This window comes from Rhizobium sp. 10PS4, assembly GCF_032464805.1.
In the GTDB taxonomy this organism is placed as follows: domain Bacteria; phylum Pseudomonadota; class Alphaproteobacteria; order Rhizobiales; family Rhizobiaceae; genus Rhizobium; species Rhizobium laguerreae.
Genome location: NZ_JAWDIW010000015.1, coordinates 63850 through 82642 on the forward strand (window position 1 = coordinate 63850; position 18793 = coordinate 82642).

15 protein-coding genes are annotated in these 18793 nt (G+C 61.7%); 6 read left to right on the forward strand and 9 right to left on the reverse strand.

What is annotated here, in order from left to right; translation table 11 throughout:
• Positions 1-62: 62 nt before the first annotated feature.
• Positions 63-1301, reverse strand: coding sequence for an extracellular solute-binding protein (locus RWJ89_RS26675; RefSeq protein WP_316031704.1), 1239 nt, complete (start codon positions 1299-1301; stop codon positions 63-65).
• Between the two features lie 223 nt (positions 1302-1524).
• Here RWJ89_RS26675 and RWJ89_RS26680 point away from each other — a divergent pair, with 223 nt between their 5' ends.
• The 5 genes from RWJ89_RS26680 to RWJ89_RS26700 all read left to right on the forward strand — a co-directional run bounded on the left by RWJ89_RS26680 (position 1525) and on the right by RWJ89_RS26700 (position 7508).
• On the forward strand, positions 1525-2736 hold the full coding sequence (locus RWJ89_RS26680) for an ROK family transcriptional regulator (protein WP_168257759.1): 1212 nt from the start codon (positions 1525-1527) through the stop codon (positions 2734-2736).
• A gap of 357 nt (positions 2737-3093) precedes the next feature.
• The gene (locus RWJ89_RS26685; protein ID WP_168257760.1) at positions 3094-4449 is read left to right on the forward strand and encodes an extracellular solute-binding protein; all 1356 of its coding nucleotides are present in this window, start codon (positions 3094-3096) and stop codon (positions 4447-4449) included.
• A gap of 127 nt (positions 4450-4576) precedes the next feature.
• Positions 4577-5461, forward strand: coding sequence for a carbohydrate ABC transporter permease (locus RWJ89_RS26690; RefSeq protein WP_168257761.1), 885 nt, complete (start codon positions 4577-4579; stop codon positions 5459-5461).
• A gap of 10 nt (positions 5462-5471) precedes the next feature.
• Positions 5472-6386 (forward strand): ABC transporter permease subunit, encoded by a 915-nt coding sequence (locus tag RWJ89_RS26695; RefSeq protein WP_222062001.1) that lies wholly within the window; start codon positions 5472-5474, stop codon positions 6384-6386.
• A 12-nt stretch (positions 6387-6398) separates the two neighbouring features.
• Positions 6399-7508, forward strand: a complete 1110-nt coding sequence (locus tag RWJ89_RS26700; protein WP_168257762.1) for a sn-glycerol-3-phosphate import ATP-binding protein UgpC — start codon at positions 6399-6401, stop codon at positions 7506-7508.
• Positions 7509-7581: 73 nt separating this feature from the next.
• Here the strand turns inward: RWJ89_RS26700 and RWJ89_RS26705 are convergent, their stop codons facing one another.
• A complete protein-coding gene (locus tag RWJ89_RS26705; RefSeq protein ID WP_131666164.1) occupies positions 7582-8055 on the reverse strand; it encodes a cupin domain-containing protein in 474 nt (157 codons plus the stop codon).
• A 132-nt stretch (positions 8056-8187) separates the two neighbouring features.
• Between RWJ89_RS26705 and RWJ89_RS26710 the strand changes: the two genes are divergently transcribed.
• Positions 8188-8730, forward strand: coding sequence for a hypothetical protein (locus RWJ89_RS26710; protein ID WP_168257763.1), 543 nt, complete (start codon positions 8188-8190; stop codon positions 8728-8730).
• A 4-nt stretch (positions 8731-8734) separates the two neighbouring features.
• Here the strand turns inward: RWJ89_RS26710 and RWJ89_RS26715 are convergent, their stop codons facing one another.
• From RWJ89_RS26715 to RWJ89_RS26745, 7 genes are all read right to left on the reverse strand, one after another.
• Positions 8735-10837: a beta-galactosidase gene (locus RWJ89_RS26715; RefSeq protein ID WP_168284544.1), complete on the reverse strand. Its 2103-nt coding sequence runs from the start codon at positions 10835-10837 to the stop codon at positions 8735-8737.
• A 108-nt stretch (positions 10838-10945) separates the two neighbouring features.
• Positions 10946-11821, reverse strand: coding sequence for a 2-hydroxy-3-oxopropionate reductase (locus RWJ89_RS26720; protein WP_221943116.1), 876 nt, complete (start codon positions 11819-11821; stop codon positions 10946-10948).
• Positions 11818-12612, reverse strand: a complete 795-nt coding sequence (gene otnI / locus RWJ89_RS26725) for a 2-oxo-tetronate isomerase (protein ID WP_131642794.1) — start codon at positions 12610-12612, stop codon at positions 11818-11820. Before otnI ends, RWJ89_RS26720 begins: the two co-directional genes overlap by 4 nt.
• Positions 12613-12622: 10 nt before the next feature.
• Positions 12623-14332, reverse strand: coding sequence for an ABC transporter ATP-binding protein (locus RWJ89_RS26730; RefSeq protein ID WP_168257766.1), 1710 nt, complete (start codon positions 14330-14332; stop codon positions 12623-12625).
• 10 nt (positions 14333-14342) lie between these two features.
• The gene (locus tag RWJ89_RS26735) at positions 14343-15533 is read right to left on the reverse strand and encodes an ABC transporter permease (protein ID WP_131642792.1); all 1191 of its coding nucleotides are present in this window, start codon (positions 15531-15533) and stop codon (positions 14343-14345) included.
• Positions 15534-15543: 10 nt separating this feature from the next.
• The gene (locus RWJ89_RS26740) at positions 15544-16530 is read right to left on the reverse strand and encodes an ABC transporter permease (protein WP_020051391.1); all 987 of its coding nucleotides are present in this window, start codon (positions 16528-16530) and stop codon (positions 15544-15546) included.
• A gap of 101 nt (positions 16531-16631) precedes the next feature.
• The gene (locus tag RWJ89_RS26745) at positions 16632-18740 is read right to left on the reverse strand and encodes a family 10 glycosylhydrolase (RefSeq protein ID WP_316031705.1); all 2109 of its coding nucleotides are present in this window, start codon (positions 18738-18740) and stop codon (positions 16632-16634) included.
• Positions 18741-18793 lie beyond the last annotated feature (53 nt).

Sequence of the window (18793 nt, forward strand, 5' to 3'; positions counted from 1 at the left end):
TATTCTTCATAGGTTCTGGAGACCGGGCGACGGCAGGCGCCGCCCGGGGTTTCATGCGTTGCTCAGAGGCCGCTATTGTCGGCTGCCGACTTCAGCGCGTCCTCTGGCGAGGACTGGCCAAGCAGCGCTTCCTGGATCGCCTGCTGCAGCGCGGTCGAAAGCTCCTGATATTTCGGCGTCGTCGGGCGCGGATACATGGCGGCAAGGCCGATCTTGGCAGCCGAGATCAGCTCTTCCTGGCCCTTGGTGACATCAGGATCCTCATAGGAGGACGCCCAGATCGGCAGGCTGAGCTTGGAATACGCGTTCTGCGTTGCCTGCGAGGTCATGAAGGTGATGTATTTCCAGGCCTCATCCGGATGCTGGCTGGCCGAGGTGATGCCGAGGCCCATCGAGCCGTTTACGGCAGAAGCCTCGCTCTTGCCGGCAATACCCGGCGCCGGCACGACGCCGACCTTGCCTGCGACCTTGCTGTCCTTCGGATTGTTGGCCATGTTGTACATGTAGGTCCAGTTCAGCGCGAAGGCGGCATCGCCGTTTTCGAAGACCTTGCGGACGTCCTCTTCGAGGAATTCCTTGGAGTTCGGATTGGTGAGGCCGGAGGAATAGCTGGAAACCATGTATTTCAGCGCATCGAGGCCGCCGCCGGTCTGGAAGGCCGGCTTGCCGTCCTTCAGGAAATCGCCGCCATAGGCGCTGACGAGCGTGGTGTAGTCGCAGATCGCGGCTTCGGCCTGCGACCAGCTCCAGGCGATCGGCGTGGCGAGCAGGCCCTTGTCCTTGATCGTCTTTGCCTGCTCGGTCAGTTCGTCCCAGGTCTTGGGTGGCGCCTTGATGCCGGCCTTTTCGAGGATTTCCTTGTTATAGAACAGGTATTTGGTGTCGAGGATCCACGGCATGCCGTAATATTTGCCGTCATATTGCACGGTGGTCCAGGCACCCGGCAGCACGCCCTTTTTCATCTCGTCGGTGACGCGCGAGGAGACGTCGACAAGAACCTTATTGGTGGCGTATTCGGCCGGCCAGATAACGTCGAAGAGGACGACGTCATAACCGCCGCCGGAACCCTGCGCCAGCACCGTCTTGTCGTGCAGGCCTTCATAGGGGACGAATTCGAGATTGACCTTGATGTCGGGGTTCGCCTTGGCGAAGGCGTCGGTCATAGCGCGCACATCGGCCTCGCTATAGGCAGCTTGCGCCATGAAAAGCGCGTTCAGCGTTGTTTCGGCGAAAGCGTGCGGCGCAAGGGACACGCCGATCAAGGCCGCACCCAGAAGCGTCTTGTTAAAGGAATTCAGCATTGCAGCCTCCAGTTTTTGACATTTACGCATTGCCGAGGGCGGTCCTCCGCCATCGGTGTTCGAGAGGGCACGCGCGGAAAGCGTGCCGGTTCGTCGTCTCGGAGCGTCGTCGGAGCCGTTGCCCGCCTCCTGCGTTCCCTGGAACTCTCCGGTTCCTCATTAAGTCAAGTGTCTTGACTTATTACTTCTTCAACATTCTATTGGAGTCAAGAGGGAATTGCACATGAATGACAGCCGCCCGATCCGGGCCAAGAGCGGCACCAATCACGAAGGCACCAGCGCGCATAACCGGCGCGTCATGATCGATGCCCTGAGGATCAACGGCGCGCTTTCACGCGCCGATCTGGCACGGGCGACGCGGCTGACCAAGCAGACGGTGTCGAATATCATCGAGGAACTCGAGCGCGACGGTCTCGTCAGTTCGCAAGAGGCGGTGAGGAGGGGCAGGGGGCAGCCGTCGACACCCTATCGTCTCGTGCCCGAAGGCGCCTTTGCAATCGGCCTGCAGATCGATCGGCATGTGACGCGGGCGGTCGCCGTCGATCTGGTCGGCAGCGTTCTCGTGCGAGATGAGGCCGGACTACCACCCGGAGGTCCGTCGAACGGGACGAAGGTCATCCTCGATCTCGTCGCCGGCGTGCGGTCAAAACTTGCCGGGATCGTCCAGCAGTCGGAAAAGCGGCTGGTCGGCCTCGGCGCCGCCATGCCCGGGCCTTTCGGGGTTGCCGGCAGCGGCGACGATCCGTGGATGATGGAGGCCTGGCAGAAATTTCCGTTGTTGGAAACGCTGACCGCCGGCACCGGGCTCGATGTCGGCCTGCAGAACGATGCGGCGGCGGCAGCGACCGCCGAGCGTATGGTGGGAGCCGCCCACGGCATCGACCATGCCGTCTGCCTCTTCGTCGGCTATGGCATCGGCGCCGGCCTTATTCTGAATGGCGAGCTCTACCGCGGCACCAACGGCAATGCCGGCGAGATCGGCATGGCGCTGCTGTTTGCCGACGGCAAATCGACGCCGCTCGAACATCGCGCCTCGCTCGCCTCGCTCTATCAGCATCTGTCGATAGATCCCGCCGATCCTCATCTCCACGCACGCATCAACGACCTTGCCTTAAGAGGCGACCAAAGCATCCATGCCTGGGTCGAGGCGGCCGCAGTGGATCTGCGCTGGAGCATCCATCTCCTTGAGACGCTTTTCGATCCGCAGACGGTGATCCTCTGCGGCAGCGCGCCGGAGGCGCTGGTGAACAGGTTGATTGCGGCAATCGGCCCGTTGCTGCCCTCGATCGCCGAACATCGCGGCCGGACGCTGCCGCGCCTGCAGCCCGGCATGGCCGATCCCTGGTCGGTGGCGCTTGGTGCTGCCGCCGGACCGATCAGCCGTGCATTCGATCCGCGTTTTGCGGCGATCCTGAAGGATTCCCTTCAATCCTGAGGCCTAAACTCTCAGGTTGCACACAAGTGCAACGGCCAAAATGTCAGCGTTTTGCAAGTTTCGTTGCAGCGGAGCAGGCGAATAACTTCGCTCCGCCGTAATATAAATTAATATCAACCCTCCCCTAAGAATCCATTGTTTCGAATATAGGTGTAATTTATTAACCGACTTCGGAAGCAATCGACGAAATTTCTATAAATATTTCCTCGAGGTCGGCGAATAACGATTGTATGAAGGTTTTATGACGACTGGATTTCGATCATTTAATGTCATGTAATCTTCATTGGAAGACGCAATTTGAACCAGCTAATAGGGCGTGCGCTGAAAGTGCGCGTCCCTTTTACGTTCGAGGTTCTCATGCAAGCCAAGCTTCTCGGCGCCGTCGGCGCCCTTCTCGCTACAGCGTTTCTTGCTGGTCCCGCTGCCGCCGCCGATAAGACCAAGATTGACTTCTGGTTCGGCAATTCCGGTGACATCGCAAAGCGTGTCCAGGAGCAGTGCGATCGCTTCAACCAATCGCAGGCCGACTACGAAGTCGTCTGCACCAGCCAGGGCAGCTACGACGCGTCCCTGCAGAATACCATCGCTGCCTTCCGCGCCGGCAAGCAGCCGACCATCGCCCAGGTCTCCGACGCCGGCACCCTCGACATCATGCTCTCCGGCGCCTACTACCCGGCCAACAAGCTGATGACCGACATGGGCTACACCGTCGACTGGAAGGACTACTTCTCCGGTATCTCCGGCTACTACGCGACATCCAAGGGCGAGATGTACTCCTTCCCCTTCAATTCCTCGACCGCTCTGCTCTACTGGAACAAGGACGCCTTCGCCAAGATCGGCAAGGATCATGCTCCGGCGACCTGGAAGGAAGCAGGCGAGGACCTCAAGGCTCTGAAGGATGCAGGCTATGCTTGCCCGCTCGGCTTCGACATCTCCAACAACGAAGTCTGGCAGTACATCGAGCAGTTCGAAGCCGTCAACGGCGAAGCGATCGCCACGAAAAAGAACGGCTTTGAAGGTCTCGACGCCGAGCTGGTGTTCAACAAGAACCCGCTTCTCGTCAGCTACGTCAAGGATCTCAAGTCCTGGTACGACAACAAGCTTGCCGTCATCAAGAACAAGGCTGTCGGCCAGACCTTCGTCGAAGCCTTTGCCGCTGGCGATTGCCAGGTCATCCTGACCTCGGTCGGCGACCACGGCAACGTTGGCCGCACCGCCAAGCAAGGCATGAACTGGGACGTTGCCATGCTCCCGACCTACGGCGATGCAACCCGGCACAGCTCTTATGTCGGCGGCGCTTCGCTCTGGGTTCTGAAGGGTCATTCCGACGCCGAATACAAGGCTGCCGGTGCCTTTTTCAACTTCATCGCAAAGCCGGAAGAAGCTCTCACCTGGTCGACCGTTACCGGCTACATCCCAGTTCGTAACTCCGGCTTCGAATATCTGAAGAAGCAGGGCTTCTACGACAAGGCTCCTTATGCCGGCCGCGAACTCGCTATTCAGAGCCTGACCGCATCGCCCGCTGACGATGCGGCTCCGCACGGCATCCGCCTTGGTGGCCTGCTGCAGGTCCGCACCGAAATCGCCAATGGTCTCCAGGCAATCTTCGTCAACAATGCCGATGTCCAAGCTTCGCTCGACAGCGCTGCCGAACGCGGCAATACTCTGTTGCGTCGCTTCCAGCAGACCTACAAGAACGTTCAGCTCCCCTGATCGCTTGATATGAGCCGCACCCGGTCCGCGTTCGCGCGCCGGGTGCGTCTTTGTAAGTTCTTCAGTCGGCCGCGGATGCGAACTCGCCGCCCGCGCCTAAACCAAACCAGGCCGAAAACGACCACCCATGGAAAAGCGTGTCACTTTCTCGTCGACGACGATCGGACTGCTCTTTGCATTTCCGATGCTGTTGCTGATTTTCGTCTTTTTCTACTGGCCGAGTGCGCAGGCGCTCTATTGGGCGTTCACGCTCGAGCAGCCATGGGGCGGCGGTAATGCCTGGGTGGGTTTCGACAATTTCAGACAGCTGCTCACCGATCCGATCTATTGGGACTCGATCACCCGCAGCATGATCTTCGGCTTCAGCTCGACGGCCATTGCCATGGGGCTGGCCCTCATCCTGGCGCTTTTGACGGATCGTGAACTGCGCGGCCACAAAGTCTACCGGTCGGTCTTCATCTGGCCTTACGCAATTGCCGCTCCCGCTCTCGGCCTCGCCTTCCGCTTCATCCTGGCGCCGGAGGCCGGCCTTCTGTCTGTTATCAACCACGTCTGGCCCGGCCTCTGGAATCCCGCGCTCGACGGCAAGGACGCGATGATCGCCGTCATCGTCGCCTTCTCCTGGAAATATATCGGCTACAATTTCATCTTCTTCCTCTCGGCGCTGCAAGGCATTCCGCGCTCGCTGATTGAGGCCGCCGCAATGGACGGTTCGGGGCCGATGCGCCGGATCTGGGATATCCAGCTGCCCCTGCTGACACCGACGCTGTTCTTCCTGCTCGTCATCAACATCACCGAGAGTTTCCAGGATTCCTTCGGTATCGTCGACGTTATGACGCAGGGCGGCCCGGCGCGCGCCACCGAACTCATGGTCTACAAGATCTATTTCGACGGCTTCAGAGGCCTCGACTATTCGGGCGCCGCAGCGCAGTCCATCATCCTGATGGTGCTCGTTGTCCTGCTCACCGTCTTCCAGTTCCGCTTCATCGAGCGGCGCGTGCACTACAAGTGAGGTTGCGGACATGATCGAACGCACGCCGATATTCAACTTCATCTGCTATAGCCTTCTCGCGCTCGGCATGGTGATCGCGCTTCTGCCTTTCGCCATTGTCATCATCGCCTCGACGCTTGATCTGGAGACGGTCAATCGCGTGCCGCTGCCGCTGGTTCCAGGCTCGCATTTCTGGGAAAACGCTGAGACAGCCTGGGTTCGCGCCGATCTCGGCAACAAGCTGTTCCACAGCATCATCTTCGCCGCAACCGTCGGCGCCGGCAAGGTCATGCTGTCTTCGATGGCAGCCTTCTCGATCGTCTACTTCCGCTTCCGCGGCCGGTATGTGATTTTCTGGATCATCTTCATCACGTTGATGCTGCCGCTGGAAGTCCGCATCGTGCCGACCTATTCGATTGCGGCCAACGCGCTGCAGCCTTTCCAGACGATCCTAGACGTTACCGGCATAAGCTGGCTCGTTGCGCTGATCACCGGCGTCCAGATCAAGCTCGAATGGGGCCTGCTGAATTCCTATCCCGGTCTCGTTCTGCCGCTGGTCGCAACCGCGACCGGCACCTTCCTCTACCGGCAGTTCTACCTGACGGTTCCCGACGAGCTGGCCGAGGCCTCGAAGATGGACGGATCGGGCCCGGTCCGGTTCTTCTGGGACATTCTGCTGCCGCTCTCGCGGCCAAATATGATCGCGCTCTTCACCATCATGTTCGTCTGGGCCTGGAACCAGTATCTCTGGCCGCTGCTGATCACCACCGATCCGAATTTCGGCATCGCCGTGACGCAGCTCAAGACCCTCATCCCGTCCGAATTCGGCCTGCCCGACTGGAACGTCGCCATGGCCGGAACCCTGATCATCATGTCGCCGCCATTGATCCTCGTCATTCTGATGCAGCGCTGGTTCGTACGCGGCCTTATCTCCACCGAGAAGTGAAGGAGTACTCCCTTGGCACCGATCTCCATTCGTGGCGTGAAGAAAAACTACGGCAAAACCCCCGTTGTTCACGGCGTCGATCTCGACATCCAGTCGGGCGAATTCATCGTCATTCTCGGGCCATCCGGCTGCGGCAAGTCCACGCTGCTGCGCATGATCGCCGGTCTCGAGGAAATCACCGGCGGTGAAATCGCTATTGACGGGCGCGTCGTCAACCAGTTGGAGCCGCGCGAGCGCGGCTGCGCCATGGTGTTCCAGAACTATGCGCTTTATCCGCATATGAGCGTTGCCGAGAATATCGGCTACGCATTGAAGGTGGCCGGCGTCTCGAAGGCGGAGCGTCAGCGGCGCATTGGCGAGGTCGCCAAGGCGCTCAGCCTCGAACCCTTCCTCGAACGCCGGCCCGCCGCTCTTTCCGGCGGTCAGCGCCAGCGCGTCGCCATGGGCCGCGCGATGATCCGCGAACCGAAGGTGTTTCTCTTCGACGAGCCGTTGTCGAACCTCGACGCCAAGCTGCGTATCGCCATGCGCGCCGAAATCCGCCGTCTGCACCGCCGCCTCGGCGCCACTTCGATCTTCGTCACGCATGACCAGACCGAGGCGATGACGCTGGCCGACCGGCTGGTGGTGATGAACGGCGGCAGGGTGGAGCAGGTCGGCACGCCGGAAGAGGTCTATCATCATCCGGTTTCGCGCTTCGTCGCGGGCTTCGTCGGCACGCCGGCGATGAACCTGCTCGAGGGCACGATCAATGACGAAGGCGTCTTCGTCTACGATCAAAGCCGCAAGGTCGCGCTGCCGCGCGAGCGCGCCGCGCCGCTGAAAGGCAAACGTGTCGTGCTCGGCATGCGCGCCGAAGCGGCCCGGCTGGTGGCCCCGGATGCGCCCGGAGCCCTCACCGCAACGGCCGATTTCATCGAAGAGCTCGGCGCAAGCCGCATCGTCCACGCCGATTTCGATGGGCTGCCCTTTGCCGTGGCGCTGACCGAAGCGGTGAAGGTTAAGTCGGGCGACCCGATCGGCATCGCGATCGATTACGACCAGATCCACCTCTATGCCGCCGATACCGGCCGGATCATCGAGAACCCGGTTACAGCAGGTGCAGGTGCCGTTCACGCCTAAAGCAGTCTTCGATGGGCCTTGCAGAGCGTTCGGCGGCTGAGGGTGTCAGCCGCTTGCTCGAAGGCGAATTGCTCTAACGGTGGATCGGGTCGATCCACGGGACGTCTTCCGGCTTTTCGACTGGCTCGATGTCGAGATTGACGACGACCGGTTCCTGGCCTGAGCGGACGAGAACGCATTCCAGCGTCTCGTCCCGGCTGGCGTTGATCTCCTGATGCGGCACATAGGGCGGAACATAGATGAAGTCGCCTGGGCCGGCCTCGGCGGTATATTCCAAATGCTCGCCCCAGCGCATGCGGGCCTTGCCCTTGACCACGTAGATGATGCTTTCGAGATCGCCGTGGTGATGGGCGCCGGTCTTGGCGTTGGCATGGATCGTCACCGTGCCGGCCCAGATCTTTTCGGCACCGGCGCGCGCATTGTTGATCGCGGTCGCGCGATTCATGCCCGGCGTCTGTGCGGTGTTCGGATCGAGCGAATTGCCGGGAATGACCTTGACGCCATGTTCCCGCCAGTCGACATGATGATGCTCGTGGTCGTCGCCCATGCCTTGCCTCCACTTTCGATTTCGTCAGTCTAAGCGGGAGCCGGGCGGTGGCCAAGCGGATTTGCCGTTGCGCAGCCACACGACATCTCCGCACCGATAGCTTCTGTGTGCCTAAGGAAAGAACGGATCCCGATGAGCCATGTCCCGCAGATCGACTACGACAGTGCTTCGGAAGAGGTTCGTGCGGCGCATGACGAAGAAGTCAGGCTACGCGGGCGCATGACCAACATGAAGCGGACGCTGCTGCATTCGCCGGCCGCCCACCGCATCTATGCCGAGTGGTTCACGCTGCGGGCCGAGCTCGATCCTGCCGTCAGCGACCGGGCGATCTGGATCTTCTCGCATGCGATCTCGAAGGCGGCGAAATCGAAGATCGCTATCACCTTCTTTCGCCGGGCGCTGATCAACAAGGGTTTCAATCCCGATGCGCTGGAGTTTTCCGACGAGGAAGCGCTGCTCGACGCCTTCGGCAAGGCGATCGTCGCCGATTCCAATGCTGTTCCCGCCGAACTCTGGGCAAAGCTGAAAGAGCGCTACGAGACCAAGGTGCTCGTCGATCTCGTCGCCTTTGCCGGCATCATGCTGGCCACCGCCGTCTTCAACAATGTCGTCGAGGTCGACTTCGACCCCGAGCTTGAAGCCTTTGCCGAAGGCGCCAGTTCATCCGCATCCTGAAATTTCAGCTATCGAGCGGCAGGATCAGCACATCGCGCGGCGGCACCTCGATGCCACTATTGCCGATATGGTCGATCGGCCAGACTGCCTGGCTTTGCGCAAGGGCTCCTTCGGCTAGCGTCAGCTCGGTCTTCTGCGCCGTTCTCGTCGGATTGACGAGCCAGAGGAAGCTACCCTTTTCCCCCTTGTGGATACGGGCGAAGAGTGCGGCATTCGACAGCGTCACGTGGCGCTTCTTCCCGCTCCATCTCAATAGCTCAGCGAAGAAAGCGCCATTCGCCTTCCCCTGCGTGCGGTAATAGGCAACGGAAGGATTGGTGCCGATGAGCAGCGTGCGGCCCTTGCCATAGGCATTTTCGACGACGGCAAGACGGCCGTCGGTGAAGTGGCCGCGTCCCGTTCCGCCGGCCAGCCGATAAGACTGCAGGAAGCCGCCGCCGTCGATCGCCGCGCCGTCGAGATCGAAATGGATGCGGTCGCCGATATCGGGCATGAACTCGACCTCTTCCTCTCGCGCGCCAAAAACCTCGTCGAGGCCCATGTTCGGCTGAACGGTGCCGACATGGCCGCGATCGCCGAAATAGCCTGGGCATGCTTCGGCAATCAGCGTGCCGCCATTTTCGACCCAGGCTTTCAGGCGTTTCGCCTGCTCTGATGTGAACATGATCGGATAGGGGAAATAGAGGAAATCATAGGCCGCGATATCGTCGATATGCACCCAGTCCGGCTGCACGCCGTTTTCGAGGAAGGCTCGATAAGCGCCCCACATGGCTTCGGGATAGGGTTTCTCCTTGCGGTCGTGGTTCAGGAGGTAATCGAACTCCTGCGTTTCGCGAACGACAAGGATGCCGACCTCGCCGCGCAAGGGCTTTGCCTCCCAGAGGGGAGCTTGCGCCTTGTCATTTGCCCATTTCGCCATGGCGCTTGCCATGTCGGAGCGCGGCGTGCGCGAGCCGTCCATGCCGTAGGAGCCGAAAGCGCCGAAGAGCGGGCCATCGAGCAGCGGGCGCCAGCGCAGATTGATCACGCCGCGGGCGCCGCCGGCAAGCGAGGTCATGCTCCAGAGGCGGATATCCTCGGGAGCGACGACGCGGCCATCCTCCCTGTCGCGGCCGATCACCTGCGGCTGCAGCCAGAGCGGGCCGCCCTGGCGTTCGGCATGCCAGAACGGCTTGCCGCGGGCGGCGGCGCGGTTGATGTCGACGCCATACCAGTTTTTCCAGGCTTCCGACCCCTTGCGAGCCTGGATCCAGGTGAAGCCGTAGACCTCGACCTTGGAGGCGGCGAGCCAGTCGTCGCAGCCATTGGCCGCCATGTTGGGAATTGCGCCCGATATGCCGTGGGCAACGATGGTGTTCTTCTGGTCGACGGCGCGGATCGTGTCGATGCGCCACTGCATCTGGTCGTAGAAATTGTCGCGCTTGAACTGCAGCCAGTCGATGCATTCGGGGTACGGCGCCATGTGCACCGGCGGCTCGATATCGTCCCATTCGGCATAGCTGTAGCGGTACCAGGCTTTCGCCAGGACCTTCAGGCTGCCGTATTTCTTCTCCAGCCATTTGCGAAAGGCTGATTTGGCATAGGGGCTGTAATCGACATCGGCGGAATAGTTGCACTCGTTCCAGACGTCATAGCCATAGATCGCCGGATGATCCTTGTAGCGGGTGGCGAGCGCGGTCAGGAATTTTCCCGCCGCTTCCTTCACTTCGGGGCAGTTCAGCGTCAGGGCGCCGGCGCCGCCGCCATTGTTGGAGAAGCCGCCAGTTGCCGACGACACGCCCATATAGGAACCGAGTTTGGTGCCGTCGGCATTGACCTGCAATGCATGAGCATATTTGCGCACCGCCCAGTCCGGCACGGCATGGATCAACTCGGCGATAACGGTCTTGATGCCGTTTGCGGCGGCAAGATCCATCTGGCGGTCATAGTCCTCCCAATCGTAGACGCCGGGGGCGGTTTCGATCGCGCTCCACATGAACCAGTGGCGGAAGATGTTGAGGCCGTCTTGCCCGGCGGTGGCGTAGTCGCGTTCCCAATCTTCGCGGGGCGGGTTGGACTTGCGGAAATAGACGGCGCCGTAGGGCAGCTGGATATCTTTGTTGAGCATTTTCCTGTCCTTCTCTATCGATGACCGGACATGGCTTCGCCGTCCGGAAAGAAGGCTCCGGCAGTCGGCAATCGAAGATGTCGTCCGGTTGTTCTAAAAAGCGTTGATCTAGTGCGGCCCTCCGGCGAGGAGTTCCAGGGTGCGGATGAGGGCGGAATGGTCGCGTTCGCCGTCGCCATTGGCGATCGCGGCATTCATCAACTGCTGCGTGGCGGCCGTGTTCGGCAGCGACAGATCGAGTGCGCGGGCGGCATCGACGGCAAGCGTCATGTCCTTGCGGTGCAAGCGGATGCGGAAGCCGGGCTCGAAGGTCTCCTTGACCATGCGCTCGCCATGCACTTCGAGGATGCGCGAGGAGGCAAAGCCGCCCATCAGCGCGGAGCGGACCTTTTCCGGATCGGCGCCGGCCTTCCTGGCAAAGAGCAGCGCTTCGGCAACCGCCTCGATCGTCAGGCCGACGATGATCTGGTTGGCGACCTTGGCCGTCTGGCCGTCGCCGCTGCCGCCGACATGAGTGATGTTCTTGCCCATCTTCTCGAAAAGCGCCTTGGCGCGTTCGAAGGCTTGCTCCTTGCCGCCGACCATGATCGTCAGCGAGGCGGCCTTGGCGCCGACCTCACCGCCGGAAACCGGGGCATCGAGATAATCGCAGCCGAGCGCCTCGATGCGTTTGGCGAAAGTCTTGGTGACGACCGGCGAGATCGAACTCATGTCGATAACAAGCTTGCCCCGGGAAAGGCCGGCGGCGACGCCATCTTCGCCGAACAGCACCGCCTCGACATCTGGTGTATCCGGCAGCATCAGGATGACGATGTCGGAAGCGTGCGCTACCGCCCTGGCGCTGGCTACGGCTTTGCCGCCCTTGTCGACAAGATGTTGCGAGATTTCCTTCACCCGGCTCAGATGCAGCGTGTGGCCGGCGTCGATCAGGTGTTCCGCCATCGGGCGGCCCATGACGCCCAGTCCGATAAATCCGATGTTCATGCTGTCCTCGCTGACGTCAGATAGGGTTTCATCCAGCCGAGGCCTTCGCTGGTGCCGGATTTCGGCTTGTACTCGCAGCCCACCCAGCCGTCGTATCCGAGGCGATCGAGCTCGGAGAGGATGAAGCCGTAATTGACCTCGCCGGTGCCGGGTTCGCCCCGGCCGGGATTGTCGGCGATCTGGACATGGGCGATCTTCTCCTTCAGCCGGATGAAGGTGGGGATCAGGTCGCCCTGCATGATCTGCATGTGGTAGAAATCATACTGGATGTAGAGATTGTCCGAGCCGACCCGGTCGAGAATGCGTTCGGCATCAGCGGTGGTCGACAGGAAGAAGCCGGGAATATCGCGCAGGTTGATCGGCTCGACCAGCAGCTTGACGCCGACGTCGGCACAACGCTTTGCTGCATATTTCAGATTGTCGACCAGCACCGTTTCCAGCGTTTGAAGGTCCGCACCCTTCGGCACCAGGCCGGAGATGACATTCACCTGCCGGCAGTCGAGCGCTGCGGCATAGTCGAGCGCCAGTGCCACTCCGTCGCGGAACTCCTCTACGCGGTCCGGCAGGCAGGCGATGCCGCGCTCGCCGCCGGCCCAGTCTCCTGATGGCACGTTGAAGAGCGCCTGTTTCAGGCCGCTCGCCTTTAGCGCCTCGGCGACCTTCTCCTTCGGTTCGGCATAGGGGCCGAGATATTCGAGGGCGCCGAAGCCGTCCCCTGCTGCAGCGGCGAAGCGGTCGAGAAAGGGCAGGTCCTGGTAGAGGAAGGAAAGGTTGGCGGAAAATTTCGGCACGGGATCGTCCTTAGATATTGGCGGGCGCGACGAAACGATGCCGGTGCAGCATGCGCTTGTCGCGAGGGTCGGGATTGGGAACGGCGGAGATGAGGCTCTTGGTATAGGCCTCCTCGGGAGCGGTGCAGATCTGTTCGGCCTCGCCGAGTTCGACGATTTTGCCGCGATGCATGACAGCGACGCGATCGCAGAAATAACGCACGACCGAAATATCGTGGGAGATGAAGATGAAGCTCAGGTTCAGCCGCTGGCGGATATCGAGCAGCAGATCGAGGATCTGGCTGCGGATCGAGACGTCGAGTGCCGATGTCGCCTCGTCGGCGATGATGATGCGGGGGTCGAGCGCTAGGGCGCGGGCGATGCCGATGCGCTGGCGCTGGCCGCCGGAGAAGGCATGCGGATAACGCTCCATGCCCATCGGGTCGAGGCCGACCAGGCGCATCAGTTCGGCGACGCGGTCCTCCAGCGCCTTGCCCTTGGCCAGACCGTTGACAACAAGCGGATCGCCGATCACCTCCTTGACGGTCATGCGCGGATTGAGCGAGGCGAAAGGATCCTGGAAGACCAGGCGGACTTCGCGGTGGAAGGTGCGGAGTTCGCGCTTGGTGAGTTTCGTGACGTCGATCTCGCTACCGTCCTTGCCGCGATAGGTGATGCTGCCCGATGTCGGCTCGACGGTGCGCAGGATGAGCCGGCCGAGCGTCGTCTTGCCGGAGCCGCTTTCGCCGACGATGCCGAGGTTTTCGCCGGGATAAAGATCGAAGCTGGCGTCGTCGACGGCGCGCAGCGTATTGGCCTTACCGTGCCAGCCGTAGATCTTGCCGAGGTTGCGGACCGACAGGATCGGCTGCGGCGCCTGCGGCGAGAGCGCCACGGCGGGCAGCCGGCCTTCGACATGGTGGGTGAGCTTGACCGTCGAGGCCAGCAATTGGCGGGTATAGGGATGTTCGGCGGCGTGGTAGATCGCATCGACCGGGCCGCGCTCGACGATGCGGCCGAAGCGCATGACGGCGACATCATCGGCCACTTCGGCGACGATCCCCATGTCATGGGTGATGAGCAGCATGGCCATGCCGCGTTCGACCTGCAACCGCTTGATCAGGTCGAGGATTTCGGCCTGGGTGGTGACGTCGAGCGCCGTTGTCGGCTCGTCGGCGATGAGAATGTCGGGATTGCCGGCAAGCGCCATGGCGATCATGGCGCGCTGGCGCATGCCGCCGGAGAACTCGAAGGTGTAGCGGTCGGCCATCTTGTCCGGGTTCGGGATCTCGACCTGGCGCAGCAGTTCGATGGTCCGTTCGCGGGCGGCACGCTGATCGAGATTGCTGTGCAGGCGAACGGCCTCGATGATCTGCGAACCGATGGTGTGCACCGGCGACAGTGAACTCATCGGCTCCTGGAAGATCAGGCCGATGCGGCGGCCGCGGATGGCGCGCATTGCCCGGTCCGACGGTTTCAAGGCGGCGATATCGGTGATCCCGTCGCCATTGTTGAGCAGGATGCGGCCGGAAACGATGCTGCCCGGGCTGTCGACGATCTGCAGCAGCGAGCGGGCCGTAACGCTTTTACCGGAGCCGCTTTCGCCGACGAGGCAGAGCGTCTGGCCGCGTTTCAGCTCGAAGCTGACATTTTCGACGGCGTGCAGGATGTGGGTGCGCAGCCGGAAATCGATCGAGAGATTTTCGACGGAGAGAACGACGTCGTCTGAAAGATCGGTCATGGCTTCCTCCTCAATTGTCATAAGGGTCGGCGGCATCGCGCAGGCCGTCGCCGAAGAAATTGAAGGACAGGACTGCGACGACGACGGCGAGTGACGGCCAGATCAAGAGCCACGGCGCGGTGGCGACGGTGCGGATGTTCTGGGCGTCCTGCAGCAGCACGCCCCAACTGACGACCGGCGGCTTGAGGCCGATGCCAAGGAAGGAAAGCGAGGTCTCGGCGACGATCATGGTCGGGACGGCCAGTGTAACGACCGCAAGGATGTGGCTCGTCAGCGACGGCAGGATGTGGCGGAAGATCAGCCGGGCCTCGCTTGATCCGTCGAGCCTGGCGGCAACGACGAAATCCTCGCTGCGCAGCGCCAGGAAGCGGCCGCGCACCTCACGCGCGAGGCTGGTCCAACCGAGCAGCGAGACAATGATTGTTATGACGAAATAGACATTGACCGGCGACCATGTCAGCGGGATCGCCGCCGCCAGGCCGAGCCATAGCGGAATGGTCGGCATGGCGCTGACGACCTCAATGACGCGCTGGATCAGCGTATCGACCCAGCCGCCGTAGAAGCCGGAGATCGAGCCGAGCACGACGCCCAGGATCAGCGACATGGCGACGCCGACGAGGCCGATCGACATGGATACGCGGGTGCCATAGACGAGGCGCGAGAAGACGTCGCGGCCGAGCCGGTCGGCGCCGAGCAGATACATCGGATCGTTCTGGTTAAGGGGGCCGATCAGGTGGCGGTTCATCGGGATCAGGCCCCAGAGATCGTAGGCCGCGCCTTTGACGAAGAAGCCGATCGGCACAACCTTGGTGTCGTCGACGACGAAGGTGCGGCGCAGAGCCACCTTGTCGATCTCGACCTTGTAACCCTTCACATGGAAATTGAATTCCGAGCTGCCGTCCGGTTTTTCGACGAAGAAGCTGAAGCCCTGCGGCGGGGCATAGGTATATTGCGGCCGCGAGGTCATCGGCAAAGCCGGCGCCAGAAATTCTGCGAAGAGGCCAACCAGATAAAGAAAGAGGATGATGGCGCCGGCCACCATCGCCACCTTCTGGCGGACCAGTTTGCCGGCGACCAGCCGCCAGGGACCGACCGCGGCGGTCGAGACGGTCTTGCCCTGTTTCAGCGGGCTGATCGAGGGGCCGTCGGCAACAGTGTGAAGCGGCCCCGCATGGCTTCCGAAGGTTTCGTGCGTGCTCATCGCGTCCCCCTCAATTGAACCGGATGCGCGGATCGAGCAGCGCCAGCAGCAGATCCGACAGCAGCATGCCGACGAGGGTGAGCGCGCTCAAAAGCAGGATGAAGCTGCCGGCGAGATACATGTCCTGCGAGATCAGCGCACGGAAAAGTAGAGGACCTGCGGTCGGCAGGTTCAGCACGATGGCCGTGATCGTCACGCCCGAGACGAGATGCGGCAGCACCCAGCCGATCGCCGAGACGAAGGGATTGAGCGCGATTCTGACCGGGTATTTCAGGATGACCTTGTATTCCGGCAGACCCTTGGCGCGGGCGGTGACGACATACGGCTTGTGCAGTTCGTCGGTCAGGTTGGCGCGCAGGATGCGGATCAGCGCCGCCGTTCCCGATGCGCCGATGATGATGATCGGGATCCAGAGATGGGCGAGGAAATCGCCGACCTTGGCGAGGCTCCAGGGCGCCTCGGCATACTCAGGCGAGATCAGCCCGCCGACGCTTTGGCCGAGATATTTATAGGCGATGTACATCAGCGTCAGCGCCAGGATGAAATTCGGTACGGCAAGGCCGATGAAGCCGAGAAAGGTGAAGACATGGTCGCCGACGGAGTGGCGGCGGACGGCAGAATAGATGCCGATCGGCAAAGCCACGATCCAGACGAAGAGCAGGCTCAACAGCGAGATCACCAGCGTCGAGCCCATGCGGCCCCAGATCAGCCCGGAGACCGGCTGGCCCCATTCGAAGGAGTAGCCGAAATCGCCGCGGCTGACGATGCCCCAGATCCATTTCAGATATTGGACGTAGAAGGGGTCGTCGAAGCCGTAGATTTCCTTCAGCCGCTCGATCTGCGCGGGATCGACGGTCTGGCCGCTGTCGCTCATCGTGGCGATCATCGACGTCAGATAGTCACCCGGCGGCAGCTGGATGATCAGGAACGAGATCAGCGACATGCCGAACAAGGTCGGGATCATGTAGAGCACGCGCTTGAAGATATAGCCAAGCATCGGAATGTTTCTCCTCCCGTCGGGAACGCTGTGACGCGCTTCCCCCGGATATCCACCCGCTTTCGGCCTAGGCCGAAAGCGCTCCTCCGTCGCGCGTCACCTCATTTCCAGGTGAGATGCAGGACCTCCAGCCGATCGATGCCAGGCACCTCCACCTGCGCGCGTCCATCCTTCACACTGAAGCTTGCGGCGCGGTCGGCAACGACGAGCCAAGCCTTCGCCACCGATCGGCCCTCCGGAATCTCCACCGAAACGGTCTGCGCTGCCAGAGGGTAATTGTCGCGGATCGGGCCTTTCATCATCATCGGGTTGGTGAGGTTGAATAGGCTGAGCGCCAGACCCTCATCGTTTTCGCGCAGCGCCAGATCGACGACGCCCTTGCCCTTGACGGTGACGCGCGGCGTCTTGCCGAGTGCCCAATGGACGGCGTTGGCGATGAGACGGGCGTGGTCGACGGCAAAGACCTCCCAGAAGATCTCGCCGATGTTCCAGGGGATGTAAATCGTGCGTCCGCCCTTGCCGGTCTCGCGGGCGATTACGGCAGCATCTTTCGGGGCCTCGCGCGGATAGACCTCTTCCATCGGCAGATCGGGAAAATCGGGGACATAGAGGAAGGGCGTCTTCGCATCGGCCGACGGTTCGGCGTGGATCAGGCGGGTGCCGCCCATGATGCGTTCGGCGCCGTCGAAGCCCCGATTGATCGGGTGATCGCCGGAAAGGGCGACATAGGTGTTCTTGACGATGCCGCGCGGGCCAGAGACGTATCTGGCGCCGAGCACGTCGGCCAGACCGAATTCGTCACGCTTCTTGCCGAATTCGTCACGCAGCGACGTCTCGTAAGAGGCGATGACGCTGCCGCCGCGATCGACATAGGCGCGGATCGCCGCGTTCTGCGCATCCGAAAGGCAGGAAGCGTTGGCGAGAATGATCAGTTTGAAGCGGTTGAGGTTTTCCTCGGTCAGCACCTGGTCCGAGAGCAGCTCGAAGGGCAGCCGGGCTTCGACGAGGGCGTGATAGAGACCGAGATCGTGTTTCTCGGCGGAATGCCGCTCTTCCGGCGCCCAGTGGCGCAGTGTCGTCGAGGGATCGACCACGGCGATTTCGGCGGTCGGCTTCATGCTTTCCAGCACCGGCTCGACGGCTGCCTGCAGGCCGAATGCGTCGGCCACCGGCTCGACCCAGCGTTTGTCGGGCACGACACCGTTGAATTTGGTGAACCAGGCATAGAGGCCGTGGGCAGTGCCGTCGTTGATCCAGAGCTGCATCTCCTCGCCCGAGGTGACGGCATCCTTCCAGCGATATTCCTCCTCCGGGCCGATCGAGGTGATCAGCACGACCGGACGGTCGGGGAAGGTGGCGCGGATGCGCTTGCCGTTGCGGCCAGCCGACCAGCCGAGCTCGAGCCCCTTGCGGCCCTGATGGTCGACGACGAGGAAGGGGCAGTGCCTGGCGATGACCGAGAGATCGAATTCCATCAGCGAAGCGCCGCCCATGTTCGGAATGAAGCTCGCATGCGGGCGGATCGCTTTGACGGCATCGTCCCATTGCGCGATCATGTCGGTGAGCACGCGGCGGCGCCATCGCACCCAGGCCTGCCAGGCGGGATCCTCGGCATCGGGTTTTACAGGCAGGGCGTGGCCGGACATGTCCTTGAAGCGGCGGGCGCTGTCTTCGCTATAATCGACGCCGTGGCCCTGCCAGCGATTGGCGAAGACCGCATCGATATCGTATTTGCGGACGATCTCCTTGACCACCTCAGGCATGAAGGCGGTGTTGTAGTCGCCATAGGCATTGGTCACCCAGACATCGGGATAGGCCCAGTGGCGGCGCGGCGTGCCGTCGGCATTGATCATCACCCATTCCGGATGGGCTTTTGCGGCATCGTCATGGATCGCATGCGGGTCGACGCGGGCCATGACATGCATGTCGAGCTTGCGGGCGGCATCGACGAGCGCGCCGAAGATATCCTTGTCGCCGAGATACTTGCTCACATAGTGGTAAGGGACTTCGCTCGGATAATAGGCGATATAGCCGCCGGCACTGAGGCAGATCGCGTTCGATTTCGTGCGTTTGAAGACATCGATCCAGAAGGCCGGGTCGTATTTCTCCGGATCGTCTTCCACGAAGGTCAGCTGAGTCCAGCGGGTCGCCGTCTTGAACCAGTCCGGCGTCCTCAGCGTGTGGGTATTCTGTTTCCTGGCATCGAGCATCGTCTTCATCCAATCATTGGCAAAAGCAGGGCCTCGGCGCCAACCGGCGGGGG